Source organism: Aquimarina amphilecti, from assembly GCF_900109375.1.
Classification (GTDB): Bacteria; Bacteroidota; Bacteroidia; order Flavobacteriales; family Flavobacteriaceae; genus Aquimarina; species Aquimarina amphilecti.
On the sequence record NZ_FOAB01000003.1, the window covers coordinates 349713 to 374967 of the forward strand.

Genomic DNA, 25255 nt, shown 5'->3' on the forward strand with positions numbered 1-25255 from the left:
CGTTTCACAAGTTTTTGATATGATTTAACTTCCAAAAACCTTTAGCATATTAAGGGATAAGGTATAGGTTATATATACTACATCGTTATCGTTAATATCTAATTGTTAATTGTTCATTAAATTATTGAAAATCTGCAAGTTTACTCTTTTATTTTTTAATGTTTTGTGGTAATTTCCCTTAAACTTTATTAACCAAGAATAAATTTTAAACTAAAATTATGGCAATAACCAAACAATACTTAAAGTCTAAACCTATCTGTAAAGTTACTTTTTCTGTTCCAGCAAAAGAAGCAATTAATGTTTGTGTAGCTGGAGAATTTAATGAATGGAATACTGAAGCTACAGTATTGAAGAAATTAAAAAATGGCACATTTAAAGGAACTTTAGATCTTCCAAAAGATCAAAAGTTTGAATTTAAATATGTAGTGGATGGTCAATGGACTAATGAAACTGAAGCAGATGGATATCAATGGAACGATTTTGCTTCTTCAGAAAACAGTTTACTAGTTCTATAACCAGTAAATATATAATCTTTAAAGAGGTTGTAGTAACTATTCTACAACCTCAATACCTTTCCAAAATGCAACATATCCTTTAATCTGCTTAGCTAAATCACTGGTTTCTGGATAAAACCAGGCTGCATCCGTATTTTCCTTACCATTCACCGTGACCGTGTAATAAGATGCTACTCCTTTCCAAGGGCAATTAGTATGTGTTTCACTAGATGCGAAAAATTCTTTCTTTATAGCCTCAGGAGGAAAATAATGATTATTTTCAATCACCTTCGTATCATTGCTTTCTGCAATGATCTCATTATTCCATATTGCTTTCATAACTTTATATTTTTTAAAACTAAAATTATTTATTCTGTCTTTTTGAATACATAATTCTTGTAATACTTATTTTCATCTGTAAACGATTCGCTAATCTCTAATCCTGATTCTTTAGCCAACCATTTCACTGTATCATCATCATACTTTTGTGAAATCTCAGTATGTATACTTTCCCAGGCTTCAAAATGCACTTGTATGGATAAACAATCGATATCAACTGTTTGTTTTTTAGTACTTACAAGATAACTTTTAGCTGTACCACTTTCAGGATCATACACCTCCCAATGGATAAAAGCTTCTAAATCAAAATTACCTCCAAGCTCTTTATTTATCCTTGCCAAAACATTCTTATTAAATGCAGCCGTTACTCCAGATTTGTCGTTATAGGCATCTAAAACTTTCTGAGGATGTTTTTTTTGATCAAACCCCATAAAAATAAGGTCATCAGAATGCATTACTGTGTTAAGTTTTTTCAAAAATTGAATTGCTCGAGGGTGTAAAAGGTTACCTATATTAGATCCTAAGACCATAATAACTTTCTTACGATCACTAATATGTTTTAATCTATCTAAGACTTCAAAATACTCTCCTATTTGACCTTCTACATCAAGCTTCGACAATTCTTGATTAAGATTCTCAACTAATCCATCAATAGCGTGTTTACTAATATCTATTGGATGATACGTAACTGGGTGTTCTTCTTTGAGTAACTCTCTCAATAATACTTTTGTTTTTTTTCCATCACCAGCACCAAGTTCTACAAGATCAAACCCTTCTTTATCAGCATCAAAACTTTTTAAAATATCAGTTTTATGTAGCTGAAAAATATCATACTCAGCATTAGTTAGATAATATTCTGGCAGATCCATAATCTGCTGAAACAATTTATCTCCTAATTCATCATAAAAGAATTTAGAAGATAAATATTTTGGAAAACTAGTTAACCCTTCGTGTACTTCCTTACCGAAAGCGCAAACTAATACGTCTAGATTTTTTGAACTCATGTAATTGGGGAATTATTTATTTTTTACTAATCGCAATCCATTAAATTGCCATCTTAATTGTGGGTGAAAAAAATTACGGTAAGTCGGCCTTGTATGATTATTAGGAGTGGCAACAGACCCTCCTCTAAGTACTTTTTGATTAACCATAAACTTACCATTGTACTCACCAAGCGCTCCCGGAGCTTTAGCATAATTGGGATAAGGCAAATAAGCACTTTCTGTCCATTCCCATCTTAATCCCCAATCAAAAAATTGCTGCGCTGCTTCCCATTCAAATTCTGTAGGAAGACGCTCACCTCTCCATTGTGCATAGGCAAAAGCTTCATAATATGATATATGGGTAACCGGAGCATTTAAGTCAATTTTTTTTAATCCTCTTAATGTATACTGATAATATTCTCCATCCACTTTATGCCAATACAGTGGCATCTTAATGTTATCAGAATTAATCCAATCCCAAGCTTCTGCATGCCATAACAAACTATTCTCATATCCTCGATCACTTAAAAAATCTAAATATTCTTTATTTGTCACTAAACTTTTAGCAATACTATATTTTTCAATGAATACCTTATGCGCTCCGAGTTCGTTATCATAACAAAACCCATCTCCTTTAAAACCAATTTGATATAACCCCTCATCAATAGTAATATATTTCGAAGATAATTTTACCGTTGGATTTTCCTCAAAAGTGGCATTATACTCAGGAAGTAATGGGTTATTACCCAGAATAAACTTAATGTCTGTTAATAATAATTCTTGATGCTGTTTTTCATGATGAATACCAATCTCTACAAGAGTTCTAATTTCAATATCATCAACATCTTCTAAGAAGCTATGCAAACTATTCGTTACGTAATCTCTATACTCATAAACCTCACTTACCGTAGGCCTAGAAAGATTACCTCTATTCGTTCTTACAACCCGTTTACCTATACTTTCATAATAGCTATTAAAAACGTAAGCAAAATCATCATGAAATCTGGTATAGCCAGCTTTATATTTAGCAAGGATAAACTCTTCAAAAAACCAAGTAGTATGTCCTAAGTGCCATTTTGGTGGAGAAACGTCGACTATGGGTTGAACAACATAATCTTCTGTCTGAAGTGGGGCACAAATTTCTTCTGTATGAGATCTAGTAGTCAATAAAGAAGAAAGCAAATTATCAGTAATTACCATAAAAAAAGAGCGTATTCGATTTACGAACACACTCAAATTTAAGGATTTTTATTATTTCACTACTTGATAACAGAGTTAATCCAATGTTAAAAACTCAAATATTATTTTGGTTTAATAAAAGTAATTGGCACTTCATAAGCTATAGCAATTGGTTTCTTTCCCCATTTTCCAGGTTTCATCTTAGGAATTGCTCTAATAATTCTAACAGCTTCTCTTTGTAGATATCTATGCCCCCCTTTAACATCTATTACTTCAGCTTTACCTTTATTGTTAATTATAAAATCTACAGTTACGGTACCTTCTAATCCATCTTTTTCAGCAATTTCAGGATATCTAAAGTTTCTTATAATATGATTTCTTAAATTATTATCAAAACACTTTATAGGAGTCTGTCTTGATTTTTCACATTTAGGCCACATGGGCGTAATTCCTTTTTCATTGGCATTATCTTGTGATAGGATAACATTATCCTGAGCAAATAAAAAGGTGGAACATAAAATTGTTGCAATAAGTAGTAGTTTTTTCATAGTAATTCAGTTTAAGTTTTGGGGGGTTAAACTGCAACTGCACCTTTAATATGAGGGTGCGGATTATAGTCTTCCAGTATGAAGTCATCAAAAACGAAGCCAAAAATATTTTCCACCTTAGGATTGATCCTAATTGTTGGTAATTTTTTAGGTGTTCTGGACAACTGTAATTCTAATTGTTCTATATGATTATTATATATATGAGCATCTCCAAACGTATGTACAAACTCTCCTGCTTCATAACCACAAACTTGAGCCATCATCATTGTAAATAAAGCATAGGATGCTATATTAAATGGTACTCCTAAGAAAATATCAGCGCTTCTCTGATACAACTGACAAGACAACTTTCCATTAGCTACATAAAATTGAAAAAAAGCATGACAAGGAGGTAATGCTGCTTTACCATTAGCTACATTTTCAGAAAAAGACTTAGAAGTATCTGGTAAAACACTAGGATTCCAAGCAGACACTAACATTCGTCTACTGTCAGGATTGTTTTTTAAAGACTCAACGATTTCTTTAATCTGATCAATCTCATCTCCATTCCAATTACGCCATTGATGTCCATAAACTGGTCCTAAATCTCCATTTTCATCTGCCCATTCATTCCAAATACGAACTCCATTATCCTGCAAATATTTAACATTTGTATCTCCATTCAAAAACCATAACAATTCGTATATGATTGATTTTAAATGAAGTTTTTTAGTAGTCACCATTGGAAATCCTTCACTTAAATCAAAGCGCATTTGATGTCCAAAAACACTCTTAGTTCCTGTTCCAGTGCGGTCTTCTTTTTCATTCCCATTTTCTAGTACGTGCCGCACTAGATCCAAATATTGCTTCATACTCCCTTACTAACTTTCTTTTGAGTTTGTTAAAATTATACTAATTCTTGTCAAATATACAAAAAATAGGTTTTGAGATATCGTTTAATGTGTAGATTATGAAATACTTGTAAAACTGATTGCTTAATTATATTTTTAACAAAAAAACACATCTTATTTTATCCGATAATCATTCCAGCTATTGTTGCAGATAAAAGTGAAGCAATAGTTCCTCCAATTAAAGCTTTCATTCCAAATTCTGACAATGTTTTTCTTTGTCCAGGTGCAAGAGAACCAATTCCTCCAATCTGTATCCCTATTGATGCAAAATTTGCAAAACCACATAACATATACGTAGCCATGATAACGGATTTGTTATAGGTTAAATGCGTCGCATTTGCTATATTTTTTAGATCTGCCAATTGTATATAGCCAACAAATTCACTGGCTGCTAATTTTATCCCTAGAAGTTGCCCCATTAGAGCTATGTCTTCTTCAGCAACTCCAATCAACCACATTAATGGTGCAAAAAGATAACCTAAAATAAGCTCAAGAGATAAACTTTGGTATGCGGTGTTCGATGCTATCCATGTATTTACAGATGTAATATCTCCGAACCAACCTAATATACCATTCAGCATGGCAATAAAGGCTACAAAGACTAATAACATAGCACCTACATTAACCGCTAACTTTAAACCTTCAGTTGTTCCGTTTGCTATAGCATCCAAAATATTAGATCCTATTTTTTCCGAAGAAACATAAACATCTGTATTAATTTTTTCCGTTTGCGGAAATAGTATTTTAGAGATAACAATTGCTCCTGGAGCTGCCATCACAGAAGCTGCTAATAAATGTTTGGCAAATTGTAATCTTAAAACTGGATCGTCTCCTCCTAAAAACCCTATATAAGCTGCCAGTACCGCTCCAGCAACCGTTGCCATACCACCAATCATAACCAATAGCATTTCAGACTTATTCATCTTTTCTAAATATGCTTTAATTAGTAAAGGTGCTTCTGTTTGACCTAAAAAGATGTTACCAGCAACACTTAAACTTTCTGCCCCAGATATCTTTAGTGCTTTAGTTAACAACCAAGCCAAGCCTTTTACCACTTTTTGAATAACACCTAGATAAAATAACAAGGAAGTTAAGGCAGAAAAGAATATAATAGTTGGTAATACTTGAAAAGCGAATATAAAACCAAAGGTGTCCATATCTACAACCAAACCTTCAAACAGAAATTTACTTCCTGCCCTAGTAAAGTCTAAAACACTAACAAATAAACCTCCAACCCATTCAAATATCGTTTGAATAAATGGCACTCTTAAAACTCCAATGGCAATTATTAATTGAAACCCGATACCTAATCCAACTGTTTTCCAATTAATTGATTTTCTATTACTACTAAAAAGAAATGCTATAATCAATAACACAATCATTCCTAAAACTCCTCTCCAAAAACTAGTAAAAGAAAAACCTTGATTAGGAATCAGTTCGTTATTTGTTGTTATAGGAGTTGCTTCTGTTATTTCCTTTATTTCTTTTTTAGCAACAAGGGAATATATAACATCTTTTTTAGATAAGATCAAAGTAGAATCCGTAATACTACGAACTTTATACTTTATAATAGAATCTTCTGCGTTGTCCGGAAAAAATAACAATACATTATTTTGAGCAAGATAATCACCTTTAAGATTTTCTATCTTATTATTAAATTCATAAGAAAACAAACCTTCTCCCAAATTTAAATAATCGTTGTCTCCAACTTCAAATACACTATCTGAAGATCCTTTCACATTTTTCAGGATCCAACTTTTCTCTATAGATTGAGCTGAAAGTATGGTAAAAGCAAATAATGATAACAGGAAAGAAAATAGTCCTTTTTTCATAAAAATAGAAGTAACGTTATAATATTTCGGAATATGTGGTAAGCTTACTCAAAACTAACCTCGTTTTGAAATTTCATCTCTTATTCTAGCCGCCAATTCATAATCTTCATTACCAACTGCTTGATCAAGCATACGATTTAATTCCTCCAGAGATAAATCCTGATAACTTGTTTCTTTGCCAACCATTTCCACGTCATCAGAAACTAACTCATCTACAAGTAAACTTTCAGCATCATCTTCATCATCTTTTTTAGGATTTACTTTAAGATAAATTCCCGCTTGATCTAGGATGTTTTTATACGTAAAAATAGGGGCTTGAAAACGTAATGCAAGTGCTATGGCATCACTCGTTCTAGCATCTATAATCTCTTCGATCTTATCACGCTCGCAAATAATACTTGAATAAAAAACACCATCCACTAACTTATGAATGATTACCTGTTTAACCACTACATCAAATCTATCTGCGAAATTTTTAAATAGATCATGAGTTAATGGACGAGGTGGTTTAATCTCCTTTTCTAAAGCAATTGCTATTGATTGTGCTTCGAATGCACCAATAACAATTGGTAATTTTCTTTCTCCATCTACCTCGCTTAAAATTAATGCATAGGCCCCATTTTGGGTTTGACTGTAAGATATTCCTTTTATGTTCAGACGAACTAAACTCATAGTAATTTTCAATAAAAAAAAGGCTGTTTGAACAAATGGACTTTACCTGAGTTCAAACAGCCCTTGATTGGGCACAATTTATGAAAATTATGCGTTATTCGCCTTAAATTCCTTTAATTTTTCAATTAACTGAGGTACTACCTCAAAGGCATCACCAACAATACCATAATCTGCCGCCTTAAAGAAAGGTGCTTCAGGATCATTGTTGATTACTACTTTTACCTTACTAGAATTAATTCCTGCAAGATGCTGAATTGCTCCAGAAATCCCAACAGCAATATACAAATTGGTAGCTACAGGTTTTCCTGTCTGTCCTACGTGTTCTCCGTGAGGCCTCCATCCCATATCACTTACTGGCTTAGAACAAGCGGTAGCCGCTCCAAGCACATCAGCTAATTCTTCTATCATCCCCCAATTCTCAGGTCCTTTAAGACCTCTTCCTCCTGAAACTACAACTTCGGCATCTGCTATAGAAACTTTATCCGTTGCTTTATCAACCGACGTTACATTAACTCCGAAATCAGCATCAGACAATGATGGATCAAATCCTTCCGCTGTAGCTGCTCCTTGAGCTTCTTTTAAACCAAATGCATTATTAGATAATCCTACTATTTTTACATCAGTAGAGATCTCGGTAATGTTAAATGCTTTATTTGTAAACGCTGTTCTTTTCACAGTGAAAGGAGATGCACTTTCTGGCAATGCTACAACATTAGAAGCATATCCTGCATTAAGATTTACCGCTAACATAGAAGCTAAAAACTTGCTATCCGCACTAGAACTAACAACTACAACTTTCGATCCTTCTTTTTCTGCCGCTTGCTTTAATGAGTCAGCATATGCTTTTGCATTAAAAGTAGCTAGCTTATCGTTTTTAATTTCTAACACTTTATCTACTCCATAAGCTCCAAGATCACCACTATTCTCTGCATTAACACTAACAGCTGTAACTGTAGTACCAAGCATATTTGCTATTTCTTTTGCATAAGAGGCTACTTCAAAAGCTGCTTTCTTAAATTTCCCTCCTTCACTTTCTGTGTATACTAAAACTGACATATATACTATTTTTTATATTGAGCCTATTTTCCGCTTACTAGAAATAGGCATTCATTTAAATTATTATATTGCTTTAGCTTCGTTATGTAATAACTCAACTAATTGACCTACGTTATCTGGAGAAACCAAAGTAACTTCTCCTTTAGGAGCAGGTTTTTCGAATTTAACCGCTTTTGTTTCTTGTGCAGTTTCAACTGCTTCTACAACAGTCAGTGGCTTTTTACGTGCCATCATAATTCCTCTCATATTCGGAATACGAAGATCACTTTCTTCTACTAAACCTTTTTGACCACCAACAACAAGAGGCAACTTAGTTGTCGAAGTTTCTTTTCCTCCATCAATTTCACGAACTGCAGTAGCATTATCTCCTTCTATTTCTAATCCGATACAAGTATTTACAAAATTAGCTCCCGTTAAAGCAGCTAACATCCCTGGAACCATACCACCATTGTAATCAATAGACTCTCTTCCTGCAATTACAAGATCATATCCACCATCTTGTACTACCTTAGCTAACTGTTTTGCAACATAAAAACCATCTGTAGCTTCAGTATTCACTCTTATTGCATTATCCGCTCCGATTGCTAATGCTTTTCTTAAAGTAGGTTCAGTTTCTGCTCCTCCAACATTTACAACATCAACAGATGCACCTTGCTTTTCCTTAAACCACATAGCGCGCGTCAATCCAAACTCATCATTAGGATTAATTACAAACTGTACTCCATTTGTGTCAAACTTAGTATCTCCTTCTGTAAAATTAATTTTAGAAGTAGTGTCTGGCACATGGCTAATACAAACTAATATCTTCATTTTATATAGGTATTTTTTGAGAATTTAATAATAAAAGCGAAAGTACAAATAAAATGTCGAATTTACTATGCGTGCATAATAAATTTTTCAATTTTCAATGATTAGTAAAGGGTATTAATTGCTACTTTTGCCTTTAGTGTAGCACAAAAATAATTATTTTAAAAATGAAAACGATACAATTCAGAGAAGCAATTTGCGAAGCAATGAGCGAAGAAATGCGCCTAGATGAGTCTATTTATTTAATGGGTGAAGAAGTGGCTGAGTACAATGGAGCTTATAAAGCTAGTAAGGGTATGCTCGATGAGTTTGGCCCTGACAGAGTTATTGACACTCCTATATCTGAGCTAGGTTTTTCCGGTATAGGTGTAGGTAGCGCAATGAATGGTAATCGTCCAATCATAGAATTCATGACGTTCAATTTCTCACTAGTAGGGATTGATCAAATCATTAATAACGCAGCCAAAATGCGTCAAATGAGTGGAGGGCAATTTAACATCCCTATTGTATTTAGAGGACCAACTGCCTCTGCAGGACAATTAGGTGCTACACACTCTCAAGCTTTCGAAAACTGGTTCGCAAACACTCCAGGTTTAAAAGTAGTAATCCCTTCTAATCCTAAAGATGCGAAAGGCCTACTAAAATCAGCGATCCGTGATAATGATCCAGTTATTTTTATGGAAAGTGAGCAAATGTATGGTGATAAAGGTGAGGTGCCTGAAGGAGAATACACAATTCCCCTTGGTGTTGCAGAAATAAAAAAAGAAGGATCTGATGTAACTATTGTTTCTTTTGGTAAAATAATTAAAGAAGCTTTTAAAGCTGCTGAAGAACTTGCTAAGGAAAATATATCTTGCGAAATTATTGATCTAAGAACAGTACGCCCACTTGATTTAGATGCTATTTTCACATCTGTAAAAAAGACCAATCGACTAGTTATTCTGGAAGAAGCTTGGCCTCTAGCAAATATCGCTTCCGAAATCACTTATCAGGTTCAATCAAATATTTTTGATTATTTAGATGCTCCGATAGTAAAAATAAACACAGCGGATACTCCAACACCTTATTCTCCTGTTTTATTTGAAGAATGGTTACCAAACAGCAAAGATGTTGTTAAAGCTGTCAAAAAAGTGATGTATAAATAAAATGAACCCTTTTTCTTTGCCTTTGATAGTTTTTAAATTTTAATTTGTTTTTCTATAAAATTGGCTCGGAATTTGATGAACTATCACAAGTTTACAAACGTCAATCTTTAGAGATACTTTGAAATTTTGATTTTATATATTTAAAAATGTTTTGTGTTAAACTTTATAATCGGAAGCTTAACACAAAACATTTTTGAATTTGTATAATTCAGAGGTAGGGTTTTTATATATTGATGTGTTTTAGATAGAATAACATTTACTTGATTTTAAAAAAAAGAGGGCTTAATTGTTCTTTTTTTGATTTTAAAACATGGAATTATTTCAATCGAGTAGAAGTCAATTTAATGATGTTAACCATAATTATTTAAAAATATTAGATGAAATATTGGGTTTTAGGGTTTTTATTTTTTGCTTTTAGCAACTCCTTCGTTTTCGCACAAACTAAAGTAAGTGGTCATGTTTATGACAGCAATAAACAATCTGTTCCATTCGCTAACATTGTTTTTGTGAATTCAACAATTGGTACTATTACAGATGAAAATGGTAAGTTCTACATGGAATCTGATCAAAATCACAGTAGTATTAAAGTTTCTTTTATTGGTTTTGAAACAAAAACAATAAAACTTTCTAAACGTACAACCTATAATATGGAAGTCGTTTTAGAAGAGGAAGCCGCTTCATTAGATGAAGTTGTTATTTATAAAGGAAAAACCTCGAAAAAAAATAATCCCGCTATAGATATCCTTCGTAAAATTTGGGACAACAGAAGAGAAAATGGTGTTAAAAAGTTCAAGCAATACAACTACGATAAATACGAAAAACTCGAATTTGATCTAAACACAATTGATAGTGCTTTAGTAAACAGCAGAATTTTTAATGGAATGGAATTTATTTTCGAAGATATAGATACTTCGAGAATTACCGGTAAAACATACTTACCAATTTTTCTTAATGAAGCTATTTCCAAAGTATATGGTGACAACCAACTAAATGAACTTAAGGAAGTCTTAAAAGGTAATAAAAATGCAGGATTTAGTGACAACCAAACACTTATCGCATTTGTAAAAGATCTTTATTCTGATTATGACATTTATGATAATTACCTTAAGTTTTTTGACAAAAGCTTTACCAGTCCTTTATCAAGAACTGGAATAAATGTATATAACTATGTTTTATCAGATAGTGCGTATATAGGTAATAAATGGTGTTATAACATTATTTATTACCCTAGAAGAAAAAATGAGTTAACTTTTAAAGGAGATTTTTGGGTAAATGACACAACCTGGGCAATCAAGGAAATTAATCTTGAAGTCACTAAAAGTGCAAATATAAACTGGGTGAAAGATTTATACATCGAACAAGAATTTGATGTACTAAATGATTCAATTTTTCTTATTACAAAAGATTATTTTCAATCGGATTTCGCATTTAACAAAAAAGAAAAATCCAGAGGAGTATATGGAAAAAGAACCACGTTATACAACAACTATAAGTTTGACCAAAGGAAAGATAAAAAATTCTATCAAAGCCAAGTAGACCCTTATAATCAAGATATTTATAATAGAGATGATTCTTTTTGGTCTAACGCAAGGATGGAAGACCTTAATAAAGATGAACAAAAAGTATATAAATTACTTGATACTCTTAGAACAGTAAAAGCTTTTAAAAGACTTTATAACGTAGGTACGATACTAGCTACTGGTTATGTAGAATTTAATGGGTGGGATTTTGGTCCATTATTCTCCACAGTGGGATATAATACAATTGAAGGGTTTAGGTTAAGAGCAGGAGGTCGAACATATTTTACAGCAAATGATCGATGGAGAATCGAAGGATATGGAGCTTACGGTTTTAGAGATAATAAATTTAAATATGGAATTTCTGGAAAGTATCTGGTAGACAGAAAGTCTAGATTAATTGTTTCTGCTGGAAACCGACGAGATGTAGAACAGCTAGGAGCCAGTCTTACTAACACAAATGATGTAGAAGGTCGAAGTTTAGCATCGTCATCAATAGTTGCTACGGGGGATAATAGTAGATTAACATCTATAAATCTATCTGCTTTTTCGATGCAAATAGAACCTCGAAAGAATTTCACTATTGGAGTTACTGGATCATATAGAACTCTAAAACCTGCTGATGACGATTTATTTAGTCTTGACTTTTTTGATCCTGACACAGGAGAAATAAAATCTGAAATTAAGCAGGCAGAAATAGCAACCTCATTAGCATATTATCCGGGACGGAAAACTACTGGTTATGGAGTAGATAGAATTGTTGTAAATGATGGAGATTATGCTCAGCTATTCCTTAACTATTCAGTAGGTTTAGACCATATCCTGGAAAGTGATTTTGAATATCAAAAACTTCAATTCTTTTACAGACAACCATGGAACATAGGTGGTTTTGGTGTTCTAAATAGCTCTTTAGAAGTAGGTAAAACTTTTGGAGAAGTGCCATTAGGATTATTAAGTGTAGTTCCTGGTAACCAAACATATTTATCTATTCAAAACACATTTCCGCTACTTAACTTTTATGAATTTGTTACAGATACATATGCCGCTGTACATATTGAACATAATTTTAATGGTAGAATTTTTTCCAGAATACCGTTATTAAGGAAGTTAAATTTACGAGAACTTGTTGGTGTCCGAGGAGTTTGGGGAGAATTATCGGATGAAAATATTGCACTCGACGCCTCTGGTTTTTTACAAACTGTAGGAGCTCCTGATGAAGAAATATATTGGGAATATAGTGTTGGTGTTGGAAATATTTTTAAAGTGTTCAGAATTGACTTTCACTTTAGAGGGAATTACTTTGACAATCCTGATGCACGTGATTTCGGTGTAACCGGGTCGTTCGGGTTTTATTTCTAAACCTAACAAGTTAACATCATTATCATATTTTAATTTTTCGTGAATTTTTGTAGTAAATTATCATACATCTACATGTACGAAAAGGTTTAAGGTTACCATAACATTAAAATTTAGCACAAAAACCTGTTATTTTTGCCTATAAATTTTAACCAACCCCCTGTAATACTTATCTTTGCCGCCCATAAAAATGAGAACAAAAATATGAGCGCAGCAAATCGCGAAAGTTTCGATGTACTAATCGAAATTCCAAAAGGAAGCCGTAATAAATATGAATACGATTTTGATATAAAGAAGATTCGTTATGATCGTATGATCTTTTCTTCTATGATGTATCCAGCAGATTATGGATTCATCCCAGAAACTTTAGCATTAGATGGTGATCCACTAGATGTTCTAGTATTGGTAACAGAACCTACATTTCCTGGATGTGTAATGGAAGTAAAACCGATAGGTGTTTTTCATATGACAGATGAAAAAGGTCCTGATGAAAAAATCATTTGTGTACCTGTAGCAGACCCTATAGCTAGTCGTTTAGCAGATCTAAAAGAAATGAACCCGCACCTTATAAAAGAAATAGAACATTTCTTTCAAGTATACAAAGATTTAGAAGAGAAAAAAGTTGATGTTGGTGGTTGGGGAAATATAGATGAAGCCAGAGAAATCATTAAAGCTTGTGTAAAACGTTTTGAGGATATGCCAAACAAACCTGAAGGTTTGTTCAGTATTCATTAAAGTCCATACAAAAAATAAATAAAAGCGCAATATTCTTAACAAAATATTGCGCTTTTTCTTTTTAGCTTTATTTTACTACATTTAGCGACTAATTAACTAAAAATACATTTAATGGAATCAAATATGATTTATATGCCAATAGTTTTGGCATTACTAGGGCTTATTTATATGCTGGTTAAAAAATCTTGGGTAATGAAACAAGATGCCGGTGATGGTAAAATGAAAGAAATTTCAGATCATATCTATGAAGGAGCCTTAGCTTTCCTAAATGCAGAGTACAAATTACTTGCAATATTTGTAGTAATAGTAAGTATTTTACTTACTGTTGTATCTTTTGTAGTACCAACTACTCATTGGTTAATTGTTATAGCATTTATATTTGGAGCTGTTTTCTCTGCTTTTGCAGGTAATATAGGAATGAAAATTGCTACTAAAACTAATGTAAGAACCACTCAAGCTGCTCGTAGTAGTTTACCAAACGCTCTTAAAATTTCTTTTGGAGGAGGTACAGTAATGGGACTTGGTGTTGCTGGTTTAGCTGTTTTAGGGCTAACTGCATTTTTTATTATCTTTTTTCATTTTTTTATGGGTGGCGAATGGACCAATACCGGAGATATGACTATTGTTCTAGAAACTTTAGCTGGATTTTCTTTAGGAGCTGAGTCTATTGCTTTATTTGCTCGTGTTGGTGGTGGAATTTATACAAAAGCTGCGGATGTAGGAGCAGATTTAGTTGGAAAAGTAGAAGCTGGTATTCCGGAAGATGACCCTCGTAACCCAGCTACAATTGCGGATAACGTTGGAGATAATGTTGGAGATGTTGCTGGAATGGGTGCCGATTTATTTGGATCTTATGTAGCTACAGTACTTGCAGCTATGGTACTAGGAAACTATGTTATTAAAGATATGGGAGGAAATATTGCAGATGCGTTTGGTGGTATTGGCCCAATTTTATTACCAATGGCTATTGCCGGTGTAGGTATCATCATTTCTGTTATTGGTACTATGTTAGTAAAAATTAAAAGTAACGATGCTAAGGAATCCCAAGTAATGGGAGCACTTAATATAGGTAACTGGACATCAATTATCCTAGTAGCCGCAGCCTGCTTTGCACTATGCAAGTGGATGCTTCCAGAAACTATGAAAATGGAGTTTTTTGGAGAAGGACTATTAGAAATTTCTGCAATGCGCGTATTCTATGCCACTCTTGTTGGATTAATAGTAGGAGCTGTTATTTCATCAGTAACCGAATACTATACAGGATTAGGAAAGTCTCCTATCCTTAAAATTGTACAACAATCAAGTACAGGTGCTGGAACTAATATTATTGCTGGTTTAGCAACTGGTATGATTTCTACATTCCCTTCTGTCTTATTATTTGCTGGAGCAATTTGGGCATCTTACGCTTTTGCTGGATTTTATGGTGTCGCTTTAGCTGCTTCTGCAATGATGGCAACTACGGCTATGCAATTAGCTATAGATGCTTTTGGACCAATATCAGATAATGCTGGTGGTATTGCAGAAATGAGTGAACAGGAACCAATCGTAAGAGAGCGAACTGATATATTAGATTCCGTAGGTAATACAACCGCGGCAACGGGAAAAGGATTTGCAATTGCATCCGCTGCATTAACATCTTTGGCTTTATTTGCTGCTTATGTAACTTTTACAGGCATTGATGGTATTAATATATTTAAAGCACCCGTATTAGCAATGCTATTTGTTGGAGGTATGGTTCCCGTAGTATTTTCTGCATTAGCAATGAATGCAGTAGGAAAAGCGGCTATGGAAATGGTACAAGAAGTACGTCGCCAATTTAAAGACATTCCAGGAATTATGGAAGGTACAGGAAAACCTGAATATGATAAGTGTGTTGCTATATCAACTAAAGCATCTTTAAGAGAAATGATGTTACCTGGATTATTAACCATTGGATTCCCGTTAGCAATTGCATTTATTCCAATGATTTTTGGGATGAATCATCAAGCTATAGCAGAAATGCTAGGAGGATATATGGCTGGAGTTACTGTGTCTGGTGTTTTATGGGCAATATTTCAAAATAATGCTGGTGGTGCCTGGGATAATGCCAAGAAATCATTTGAAGCAGGTGTAGAAATAAATGGTGAAATGACTTATAAAGGTTCTGATGCACATAAAGCTGCTGTAACTGGAGACACCGTTGGAGATCCTTTTAAGGATACTTCTGGACCTTCTATGAATATTTTAATAAAGTTAACTTGTCTTATTGGTCTTGTAATTGCGCCAATTCTTGGAGGGCACACTTCCGAAACAGCAGTTGCAACTAATGAAATAGAAGTTATCCAGACCACATCTTCTTCTGACAAAACTAAAAAACAAATCCAAGTTGAAATGAATATGGATGGTGATATTGCCAACGCTAAAGTCACTATTACAAAAACTAAAAATGGTCAATCCTCTACTGAGATTAAAGAATTAAAAGGATCCGAAAACGAGGTTAAAACAAAAATTGAAGAAATAAAAGCTGCAATAAAATAATTTATTTAAAACAATCTATTAAAGAACCTCGCTATTTAGCGGGGTTTTTTATCTTTATATTTTAGCAATAATAGCTTATAATGTTCAAAAAAAAACCACTACGAATCAATTCTTATCTAGGGTATGGTACCGCAAACAGATTAAGAGCAACTGGTAGAGCGCTAGAAGATGAAAATGTCAATTTCGATGGAAATACAGGAACTTTCAAAACATTACGAAACATTTACAGGCAGTTCGAAAGTGATGAAATTAGGAAAGCGAATATTGATTTGAAGCTATCTAATGGTCAAAAACTTACCGCAATCACTGATACCGAAGGATACTATAACTTTGATGAAATTATATCAAACCCTAATGAATTGCTAAATAAAGAAGGGTATATAAATTATGTAGTCTCTTATAACACTACTGGTAACAGAAAAGTAATTCAATCCAATATCTTTAAGGGCAAAATGCTAGTCCCCTCCAATAATGCATCCTATGGCATAATAAGTGATATTGATGATACAATTTTACACACTGGCGTTGCTTCTCTTTTTAAATGGAGAGTTATTGCAAATACTTTTTTCAAAAATTTTGATAGGAGATTACCTCTAGAAGGAACAGTACAATTTTATCAAAAACTAAAACTAGGCAAAAACAACAAACCTATAAACCCCATATTTTACGTTAGTAATAGCCCTTGGAATTTATATGATTATCTAACAGCTTTTTTAAAAAAACACTATTTTCCAGAAGGTCCCATCTTATTAAGAGATTTCAGAACGCCATTTGACAAAACCCCAAAACCTACAGCTCCACATAAACAATCAGAAATTTTAAATATTTTAAAAACATATCCCAACTTAAAATTCATACTAATTGGCGATAGTGGAGAAAAAGATGCAGACATCTATACGGAAATAGCCAGAGAGTTTCCTAACCAAATATTAGCCATTTATCTAAGAAGTGTCAATCATAAAAGAAAAGAAAAACGAATTACTAGGATTATTAATTCCTTTACAACTACTCCTATTCTTTTGGTTCATTCATCCCAAGAAGCAGAGGAACACGCCAGAAGCCTGAATTTCATCAATTAGTTTTTCAAATTTCGAACTTCTGAGGTTAATACCATCATAGCATCTTGTAATTGCTTAATACTAGCTGTATCAGAATTAGCATCAATATTAAAACTAAGTTTACTATTTACCTCCCAAATCTCTACTATTTGATGTGCTTGAATTGTAAAAGGCAAGTAATCCACATTTAAAGAAATTAACGTCAATGATGATGAATCTTCATTTTTCCTTACCTTCTTTACCACTACGCTATCCTGCAGTACTATTACGTACAAAGCATTACTCCTTAATTCAGAAAGGTTATTTACAGCTTTACCAATTACCCATTCTTTGGGTTCCAAGACTGGCAACATGCTATCACCTTCAACTTGAAATCCTCTGTAAGTAGCATTTCTATATTCTGGCAATGGTATATCAAAGGCCGGTAACTGTTGATACCAATCTACATCCTGAACATTATGAGGATAACCAGCTGCCGCTTTTACATTAACGAGAACAATATTCTCATTATTTTCGGAATCTACCGTAACAACCTTAGGTGCGACGTCTCCATTTTGTAATTGAATTTTCTTCTGATCACTCTCGCCAAACAACCATAGAGGGTTAACTCCAAATTCCTGAAGTAATTTAGAAACAACTGTTCCTGAAATTTTTGTTTTTCCCCTCTCTATATCCGCAGTTGAATTCTTAATATTCAGAACCTTAGCAAAATCAGATTGTGTAAGATGATTTTCCTCACGGATTGATTTAAAGCGTTGAATGGTTTGGTTAGTTAAATTATCCATACAACTATTATTTATTTATTAGCATACATTTCTGTTACTCCGGTTTGGTATAATTATACAACAAATATACTATTTTTTGGAATATTTCCAATTTTAACACTATTTCATTTTTATTTTATTGGAATTATTCCATAAATTTGGAAAAATTACTAGTTAACTATAATCTTATGAGATCACAAATTCTATTGCACCAACCAGAATCCGAAAAAATCATCAAGTATTCGTTAAATAATTCTATTCCTGCTACAGAAGAACTTTATGAAAGATTGACTAACAAGGGATTTTATTTCCTTCGAAATCATAAGGTCAATAATTATACTTTTGATTTCTATTGTCCTGCGTTAAAAATTGCTATCGAGATAGATGGATATGCACATGAATTTTCGGAAGTATATAGTCAAGATGCTCCAAAAAAATTACATATTAATTCTTTAGGTATAACTGTACTGCGCTTTACAGATTACCAAATCCTAGTAGATATTGAAGAAATATTTAGAGCATTAAAACATGAAATAAAGATCTCTAATCAAAATTCGTATGTCGTTTGATCGAATTCGCGAAAAACTAACAATTCTAGCGGATGCTGCCAAATACGATGTATCCTGCGCCAGTAGTGGAGGAAAAAGAGCAAATACCAAAAAAGGGTTAGGTAATAATACTGGAATGGGCATATGCCATAGCTACACAGAAGATGGACGTTGTGTATCTTTATTAAAAATTTTACTTACCAATCATTGTATTTTTGACTGTGCTTACTGTGTTACAAGAAAAAGTAATGACATAAAACGAGCTGCTTTTAAAATTCAAGAAGTAGTAGACCTTACTATAAATTTTTATAGAAGAAACTATATAGAGGGGTTATTTTTAAGTTCCGGTATTTTCAAAAATTCTGATTACACAATGGAACGTCTAATTGCCGTTGCAAAAAAACTTAGATTAGAAGAAAATTTCAATGGTTACATTCATTTAAAATCTATTCCAGGTGCAAGTAATGAACTGATGCGAGAAGCTGGACTTTATGCTGATCGTCTAAGTGTTAATATAGAGATCCCCACAATATCCGGGCTAAAACTTCTAGCTCCAGACAAAAAGCATGAAGATTTCATAAAGCCTATGAAAAAAGTAAAAAATGAAATCATCCAATACAAAACGGAACGAAAATTAATAAAAAGTACACCTAAATACGCTCCTGCAGGTCAAAGTACACAAATGATTATTGGAGCTACAGGCGAAAGCGATAGAGATATAATGCGTTCTGCCACCTACTATTATAAAGAATTTAATATGCGCAGAGTATATTACTCTGGCTATATCCCGATAACAACAGATAATCGTCTTCCTTCTATTCAAACTGAAGTACCTATTTTAAGAGAAAACCGACTATATCAAACCGATTGGCTATTACGTTTTTATGGATTTTCTGTGCATGAACTATTAAATGATCAACATAAAAATCTTGAATTAGATATTGATCCTAAACTAAGTTGGGCGCTACGAAATATGGAAATGTTTCCCATTGATATTAATAGAGCGGATAAAAACATGATAGCTAGAGTGCCCGGAATAGGAATGCAATCAGTAACAAAAATATTACAAGCTAGAAGATTCAGAAAATTAGATTGGTCTCATCTCAAAGCAATTGGTATCTCTTTAAACCGGTCAAAATATTTTATAACCTGTAATTCGAATAATTTTTTTCATAAAGATATGTCTCCTTTAAATTTGAAGAATCTAATTATGAAAACTTCTAAAAGCAAACATGACAAGTATTTTACAAATCAATTAAGCCTTTTCCCTTAAAAATAAGATATGAATCCACAAACTATTTTAATTTATGACGGAAGTTTTGATGGGTTCTTATCTAGTGTCTTTATAATCTATGAACAAAAAATTGTCTATCCTGTTATACGAAGACAACAAGAAATGAACAATCAACTATTCACTATTTCAGAAACTGTGTACACTGATAAGATTAAAGCTAAAAGAGTTTGGCGAGGTATAAAGAATAAAACAAGTAAATCGCAACAGAAAATTATTTTCAGCGCATTTTTAAGTGAAATTAAGGGAGTCGAGAATACTCTTTTTTCTTATCTAAAGAATATGTTTAAAGAAGAACATTCTAAACTAATTGATTACAGTAATAAGGATATTCTTAAAATAAGTCAAGTCGCCAAAATGGTGGGTAGAGAAAAACATCGAATGGAAGCTTTTGTAAGGTTTAAAAAAACAAAAGATGATATTTTTGTTGCAACCATAGAACCCGATTTTAATGTATTACCATTATTAATCAATCACTTCCAGGACAGATATGCAGATCAGAAATGGTTAATTTACGATGTAAAAAGAGCCTATGGAATATTTTATAATCTTCATAAAGTAGAGATAATTACTTTAGATTTTTTCTCAAAACAAAACACTACTGTTGCTAAAGAACATTATACTAGTGATGAGTTAGAGTTTCAATATTTATGGAAGACATATTTCGACAATGTTAATATAAAATCTAGAAAAAACGCAAAGCTACATATACAACATCTTCCAAGGCGGTATTGGAAATACTTGATAGAAAAAAACAATATATAAAATAAAATGTTAAATTTGGCGTTCAATAACCCAATTAACTATATCTATCAATTATGAAAAGATTATTTTTAGGAGCGATTGCTCTAACGTTAGCAGTTTCAGTAACCTCTTGTAGAGATACAAACAAAGCAGAAGATGCTGCTAATGAAGCTGTAGAAGAAGTAAAAGAAGCTGCTGAAGAAGCAAAAGAAGCTGCTGGAGAAGCAGTAGAAGAAGCAAAAGAAGCTGCTGGAGAAGTAGTAGATTCAGTAAAAGCTGCTGCTGGAGAAGCAGTAGACGGAGCGGTTGACGCTGCAAAAGATGCTGCTGGTGATGCAGTTGATGCTGCGAAAGACGCTGCTGGTGATGCAGTTGACGCTGCAAAAGATGCAGTAAAAGACGGAGCTAATAAAGCTACCGACGCGCTTAAAAAGCAATAATATATATTATATATATGAAAAAACCCTTCCATTAATTTGGAAGGGTTTTTTATTTCTTACCCAAGCCATTGTACTTTTTCATCTATAGAATTTCGTTTAGAAGTCAAATCACCTTCCGAATCATAATTCCCTAAATATAGAAACCCTAAACATCTTTCACCTTCTTCGAATTCGAAAAATTCCCCAGCAAACTTTATTAAAGCTGGACTACTCCAATAACATCCTACTTTATTGACTGTGCAAGTAAGCCACATATTTTGAACTGCCATAGCCGTTGCCGCTACTTCCTCCCATTCAGGAACTCTTTCTTTAAGATCTCGTTGCATGCATATAGCCACAATAGTACTAGAAGCATTACATTTATCTTTGATTTTTTTAGCTTTAAACGGCGAAAATTTATCATCAGGAGTGATATCCGTATACGTATCTGACAAAAAAGTCCCTAAGCGATCTTTTGCTTCTCCCTGAACAACTTTAAAACGCCACGGTTCTGTTAATCGGTGCGTAGGCGCCCAATTAGCATTTTCTAACAAAATCTTAATAAACTCTTTAGTGACAGGCTTATCGTTATATTGAGAAGGGAAAATTGATCTACGTTCCCTAATAATTTGGTTTAAATATTCATTATTCATGAATTTTATGTTTTTACTGTAAAGTTATTATTAATATTGAGACCAATAAAAAATAAAATCCCAATTAGATTTTGAATTTACGAATTCGTCTTCATACAGCTGAACAACTTGATAACCTATCCCTCTCGGGAAAAACATTATCGAAAACATTATCCAGTTTAAAATTAATCAATAAGCTATTTGGAAATCATAAACAACTCGCTAAAAGTACTCTTGATTATTGCATCAAAAATCCAAATAAAAAACAGTTCCGTATAGTTGATATAGGTTGTGGAGGTGGTGATAGTCTTTACAATATCTCTAATACACTAAACGCAAAAGGAATTGAAGCAACTTTTTTGGGAATTGACGGAAATCCGCAAAGTATTAGATATGCCAGCTCTAAATACAATCATATACAATTTAAAACAGACAATATTCTAGATCATTCATTCTCAATTCCTGATTGTGACATTATAATAAGTAGTCATTTTATGTATCACTTTGAAGACCAAGAATTAACTGAATTTATACAAAGAATTAGAGAAAAAGGAATTAAGCATATTATATTTAGTGAATTAAAAAGAAGTAAAACAGCATATTTTTTGTTTAAATATTCAAGTTATTTTTTACCTATTTCCAAATTAGCGAAACAGGATGGATTAATAGCTATACAGCGAGCTTTTACCGTTAATGAATTAAAAAGCATCTTAGATCTGAGTGATGTGAAAAATTATACTATAAATGAAAAATTTTGGTTTAGAACCATAACAAAAATAAACCTCTAATCATGAAAGAAATCCTTATTCAAAACCTCCAAGAGATAAAGGAAACTCCTAAAACAATGATCTTTACATATATCACCGTATATTTTTTATGGGGATTAGGAATGAATGAGTTTGGTGCAGAAATGGAAATTGCTCGATTCAGTTACTGGTGGCAAGTGATCACTTGTTATATTTTATATATGGTTCCGATTTCAATTGTATTAAAAAAATATAACTTTTTTAATCAATATGCATATGGATTAGTAGCTATGGGTATTCTGGAATTTTTGGGATATTGGTTACAAACTTCATATGTATACCCCAACAACATACTTGATGAATTATTTAATCCTCAGAATTTTAGCTTAGGAATGGCTTTATTTTTTGCTTTATATTTTCCGGCAGGAAACTGGTTGGTCACTAAAATTCATAATTTAATTTTCAAAAATGACCTATAATTTATAGTTTACTTTTTAACTAGAATGAATTGTTGTTTCCCTTGTTTTTTAACTCGATATTTATCCTGAATATCTTCAGCTCCTTTTAGATCCAAAGAATCTTTAACATAAGTTATCCAATCTTGTCGATGTACGATCACATTATCTAAAACAACATCTGATAAATCTGCGTCATCTAACTTAGTTCCCCATAAAGTAGCTTCTGTTAAATCTGCTTCTGTTAGATCCGCTCCATACAGTTTTGCATTGGTAAAATCACAACTTAATAATTCAGAATTGACTAGATTAGCATTGGTTAAATTGGCTCTTTTTAATATTGCATCAGAAAGATTTATCCTTTCTAAATTAGCAAACATTAATTCACCTCGTTCTAAATTGGCCGCCGGAAGATTTACCTCTGATAAATTAGAGTGGTTTAAATTGACATATTTTAAATTAACTCCTCTTCCCAAAAATATATCTTTAAAATACGTATAGCTAAAATCAGATGCATCCAGGATCTCTCTATAAGACTGGTCTGCTAGATCACTTCTTATCAAACTAAATAGTAACTGTCCTTTTTCTGGACTTATTTTTTTATCTATTAATTCACCATCTTCTTCATATCTGTATGGCTTCATTGCTCTTGATAAGCTAGCTATTCTTGCTTCTAAAACTGGACTAATATTACGCTCGCTAGATCCTTTATATTTTAGTTCTTCACTAAGGTCAGAAAGCAAGTTATCCATAATAAAAACTAAAGAAGATCTTCTCTCAGCTTCTATTAATTCATTTTGATTATCTACTAATTTATTCTGGTTGATTACCAATTTTGTCTGATACAATAAGATAACAGAAGGAATAAGTGTTACAAACAACCCAAAAAGACCTATTCTAGTTATACGCCAAATTATATTAGAAGAAACATCAGAAACAGTATCTACAGAAACAGTTTTTGTCTGTTTATATTCACTTATGGCGTTATTAATACTTTTTTTAAGTTTTATCCCTAAGAGAGGAACACTGGATTTTTTTAACAACCAAAATCCAACACTTCTTTTCTTTTCTTTTCTTTTCTTTATCTGATCTAATTGATCCTGAAGTAGCTGCTTTTCTTGCTCTAGTTGTTCTATTCGTTCTTGTTCAGTCACTTTACTCTAGAATTTGGGATTTTCAATCTCCAATATATTAAAGTTAAATGATTAATACCAAATAAAAAAAAGAAAGCCTTTTTATAAAAAAAAGGCTTTCCAAATCTAACATAATAAAATATAGTCCAAAAAAACCATACCCTTACTTTATATAATTAGAAATATCTTCTGTAATACTCTCAACTAACGAAGTTTGTTCACCTTCCTCTACCTGGTTAATGATTTTAGCTAAAAGTACTAGATAGCTTGCCACATAATCACTCTTCTTGTTTTCATTAACATACTCTTTACCTTCAACAGCTATGAAAGTAATTAGGTTACGAATAACCTCTCTTAAATCCGAAATACTTAGCTCCTCTTTCATTTTTCAACCAGATTTGTTTCTAAATTTTATAATGAAAGTAATGTTCTAACTTTCTAAAAATGAATATAAAACTTTAGAAAAATGATGATTTTCGATAAAAGGCAACTTTCATCGATTTAGAGAATAACGTAGAAGTTTAATACAAAAAAGACTATTGATGATATCCTTTAACATAAGATATCATCAAAATAACAGTAACAGTTAGAGTTTTAATCTAATAAGGTAAGTAATTCTTCTATTTCTGTTTTTTTGAAATTCAAACCACTATTTTTCAGTGATTTAAACTCTATTTTTGCTTTCCCTAATTCACCAAGTTTTAAATAGCACAATCCTAGATACCAATGTGCTTTAGATGAATCAAGTGTATTATTAGTAAGTAGTTTTGTAAAAGATTCAATCGCATCTTCGTTCTTATTTAACTCCAGTTGATTGGCACCTAAGTATAAAAGAATTTGTGAATTCGCTTCTTGATTATTTTCTGTCATATATTTTTCTATCAGGATCAATGATTCTTCATTTTTTTTATTCCTGAACAATTTTTCTATATCTGCTAATTCAGTAGCTCCATCTCTTAAAACTAATGAAGGTAGTACATTCCAATCTTTATACTCCGCATATAATTGACTATTATCAATATCTTTATTAAACTGCCCTAAAAGAAACAGTCCTGCGATAAAAATAGCTGCTATCCCTCCAACATAAAGAAAAATGCGTTTCATTTTAGATGTTTGCGGCTCTTCGAAATATGATTGTTCTGCTTTACCAATTGCGTTTTTAACAGACGCTCCTTTATCTCCCTTAAAAAACTCTTCATACTCTCTTATTTTTTTATAAGAAGGCTTTTTATCCGTTATGTTCCAATTTTCACTATCATAAATGGTATTCATTTCTTGATAGAGAGTTAGAGCTTCTTTTGCATCTGGATTTCCATCTATTTTTTCTAGAAAAATGATCGTTTCCTCCTTGGTCATTTCACCATTGAGGTATTTCTCTATTTCCTGCTCCATAGT

The 25255-nt window shown here is 32.5% G+C and carries 26 protein-coding genes; 12 read left to right on the plus strand and 14 right to left on the minus strand.

Annotated features, from left to right (window positions below; translation table 11 throughout):
* Positions 1-218 precede the first annotated feature (218 nt).
* Positions 219-515, plus strand: coding sequence for an isoamylase early set domain-containing protein (locus BMY33_RS09260; protein ID WP_091407749.1), 297 nt, complete (start codon positions 219-221; stop codon positions 513-515).
* Positions 516-551: 36 nt separating this feature from the next.
* Here the strand turns inward: BMY33_RS09260 and BMY33_RS09265 are convergent, their stop codons facing one another.
* The 9 genes from BMY33_RS09265 to BMY33_RS09305 form a co-directional block, all read right to left on the minus strand.
* Complete coding sequence (locus BMY33_RS09265; RefSeq protein WP_091407750.1) at positions 552-833, minus strand: DUF427 domain-containing protein; 282 nt, start codon at positions 831-833, stop codon at positions 552-554.
* Between the two features lie 29 nt (positions 834-862).
* A complete protein-coding gene (locus BMY33_RS09270; protein ID WP_091407751.1) occupies positions 863-1837 on the minus strand; it encodes an L-histidine N(alpha)-methyltransferase in 975 nt (324 codons plus the stop codon).
* Between the two features lie 12 nt (positions 1838-1849).
* On the minus strand, positions 1850-3016 hold the full coding sequence (gene egtB / locus BMY33_RS09275) for an ergothioneine biosynthesis protein EgtB (protein WP_091407753.1): 1167 nt from the start codon (positions 3014-3016) through the stop codon (positions 1850-1852).
* 101 nt (positions 3017-3117) lie between these two features.
* Positions 3118-3543, minus strand: a complete 426-nt coding sequence (locus BMY33_RS09280) for an energy transducer TonB (RefSeq protein ID WP_091407755.1) — start codon at positions 3541-3543, stop codon at positions 3118-3120.
* A gap of 26 nt (positions 3544-3569) precedes the next feature.
* Positions 3570-4394, minus strand: coding sequence for a thymidylate synthase (locus BMY33_RS09285; RefSeq protein WP_091407757.1), 825 nt, complete (start codon positions 4392-4394; stop codon positions 3570-3572).
* A 158-nt stretch (positions 4395-4552) separates the two neighbouring features.
* The gene (locus tag BMY33_RS09290) at positions 4553-6265 is read right to left on the minus strand and encodes a NupC/NupG family nucleoside CNT transporter (RefSeq protein WP_091407759.1); all 1713 of its coding nucleotides are present in this window, start codon (positions 6263-6265) and stop codon (positions 4553-4555) included.
* Positions 6266-6319: 54 nt separating this feature from the next.
* Positions 6320-6937, minus strand: coding sequence for a bifunctional nuclease family protein (locus tag BMY33_RS09295; RefSeq protein ID WP_091407760.1), 618 nt, complete (start codon positions 6935-6937; stop codon positions 6320-6322).
* Between the two features lie 87 nt (positions 6938-7024).
* Entirely contained in the window at positions 7025-7993 is a 969-nt protein-coding gene (locus tag BMY33_RS09300; protein ID WP_091407762.1) for an electron transfer flavoprotein subunit alpha/FixB family protein, read from the minus strand.
* Between the two features lie 63 nt (positions 7994-8056).
* The gene (locus BMY33_RS09305) at positions 8057-8803 is read right to left on the minus strand and encodes an electron transfer flavoprotein subunit beta/FixA family protein (protein ID WP_091407764.1); all 747 of its coding nucleotides are present in this window, start codon (positions 8801-8803) and stop codon (positions 8057-8059) included.
* Between the two features lie 164 nt (positions 8804-8967).
* Here BMY33_RS09305 and BMY33_RS09310 point away from each other — a divergent pair, with 164 nt between their 5' ends.
* From BMY33_RS09310 to BMY33_RS09330, 5 genes are all read left to right on the plus strand, one after another.
* Positions 8968-9945, plus strand: a complete 978-nt coding sequence (locus tag BMY33_RS09310) for a pyruvate dehydrogenase complex E1 component subunit beta (protein ID WP_091407766.1) — start codon at positions 8968-8970, stop codon at positions 9943-9945.
* Positions 9946-10322: 377 nt separating this feature from the next.
* On the plus strand, positions 10323-12821 hold the full coding sequence (locus BMY33_RS09315) for a DUF5686 and carboxypeptidase-like regulatory domain-containing protein (protein WP_091407768.1): 2499 nt from the start codon (positions 10323-10325) through the stop codon (positions 12819-12821).
* Between the two features lie 201 nt (positions 12822-13022).
* Positions 13023-13553, plus strand: a complete 531-nt coding sequence (locus BMY33_RS09320; RefSeq protein ID WP_091407769.1) for an inorganic diphosphatase — start codon at positions 13023-13025, stop codon at positions 13551-13553.
* Between the two features lie 111 nt (positions 13554-13664).
* On the plus strand, positions 13665-16070 hold the full coding sequence (locus BMY33_RS09325) for a sodium-translocating pyrophosphatase (RefSeq protein WP_091407771.1): 2406 nt from the start codon (positions 13665-13667) through the stop codon (positions 16068-16070).
* 80 nt (positions 16071-16150) lie between these two features.
* Entirely contained in the window at positions 16151-17149 is a 999-nt protein-coding gene (locus BMY33_RS09330; protein ID WP_091407772.1) for an App1 family protein phosphatidate phosphatase, read from the plus strand.
* On the opposite strand, the gene BMY33_RS09335 is transcribed toward BMY33_RS09330, so the two are convergent.
* Positions 17146-17913 carry an XRE family transcriptional regulator gene (locus BMY33_RS09335; protein WP_091407774.1) on the minus strand — a complete coding sequence of 256 codons (768 nt, stop codon included), beginning with the start codon at positions 17911-17913 and terminating at the stop codon, positions 17146-17148. The genes BMY33_RS09330 and BMY33_RS09335 overlap by 4 nt on opposite strands.
* Before the next feature lie 167 nt (positions 17914-18080).
* Here BMY33_RS09335 and BMY33_RS09340 point away from each other — a divergent pair, with 167 nt between their 5' ends.
* Genes BMY33_RS09340 through BMY33_RS09355 form a run of 4 tightly spaced genes read left to right on the plus strand, consistent with a single transcriptional unit; the run spans position 18081 to position 20915 of the window.
* The gene (locus BMY33_RS09340) at positions 18081-18461 is read left to right on the plus strand and encodes an endonuclease domain-containing protein (protein ID WP_091407775.1); all 381 of its coding nucleotides are present in this window, start codon (positions 18081-18083) and stop codon (positions 18459-18461) included.
* Positions 18451-19713, plus strand: a complete 1263-nt coding sequence (locus BMY33_RS09345) for a putative DNA modification/repair radical SAM protein (RefSeq protein ID WP_091407777.1) — start codon at positions 18451-18453, stop codon at positions 19711-19713. Before BMY33_RS09340 ends, BMY33_RS09345 begins: the two co-directional genes overlap by 11 nt.
* A gap of 9 nt (positions 19714-19722) precedes the next feature.
* A complete protein-coding gene (locus BMY33_RS09350) occupies positions 19723-20496 on the plus strand; it encodes a TIGR03915 family putative DNA repair protein (protein ID WP_091407779.1) in 774 nt (257 codons plus the stop codon).
* A 53-nt stretch (positions 20497-20549) separates the two neighbouring features.
* Positions 20550-20915: a hypothetical protein gene (locus tag BMY33_RS09355; protein WP_091407780.1), complete on the plus strand. Its 366-nt coding sequence runs from the start codon at positions 20550-20552 to the stop codon at positions 20913-20915.
* A gap of 56 nt (positions 20916-20971) precedes the next feature.
* On the opposite strand, the gene BMY33_RS09360 is transcribed toward BMY33_RS09355, so the two are convergent.
* The gene (locus BMY33_RS09360) at positions 20972-21547 is read right to left on the minus strand and encodes a nitroreductase family protein (RefSeq protein WP_091407782.1); all 576 of its coding nucleotides are present in this window, start codon (positions 21545-21547) and stop codon (positions 20972-20974) included.
* A gap of 71 nt (positions 21548-21618) precedes the next feature.
* Between BMY33_RS09360 and BMY33_RS09365 the strand changes: the two genes are divergently transcribed.
* A complete protein-coding gene (locus tag BMY33_RS09365; protein ID WP_170837049.1) occupies positions 21619-22314 on the plus strand; it encodes a methyltransferase domain-containing protein in 696 nt (231 codons plus the stop codon).
* Positions 22315-22316: 2 nt separating this feature from the next.
* Entirely contained in the window at positions 22317-22751 is a 435-nt protein-coding gene (locus tag BMY33_RS09370) for a hypothetical protein (protein ID WP_091407785.1), read from the plus strand.
* Between the two features lie 8 nt (positions 22752-22759).
* Here the strand turns inward: BMY33_RS09370 and BMY33_RS09375 are convergent, their stop codons facing one another.
* The 3 genes from BMY33_RS09375 to BMY33_RS09385 form a co-directional block, all read right to left on the minus strand.
* A complete protein-coding gene (locus BMY33_RS09375; protein WP_091407787.1) occupies positions 22760-23881 on the minus strand; it encodes a pentapeptide repeat-containing protein in 1122 nt (373 codons plus the stop codon).
* A 142-nt stretch (positions 23882-24023) separates the two neighbouring features.
* A complete protein-coding gene (locus tag BMY33_RS09380; RefSeq protein ID WP_091407788.1) occupies positions 24024-24245 on the minus strand; it encodes a hypothetical protein in 222 nt (73 codons plus the stop codon).
* Positions 24246-24454: 209 nt separating this feature from the next.
* Entirely contained in the window at positions 24455-25252 is a 798-nt protein-coding gene (locus BMY33_RS09385) for a tetratricopeptide repeat protein (protein ID WP_091407790.1), read from the minus strand.
* Positions 25253-25255: the final 3 nt, after the last annotated feature.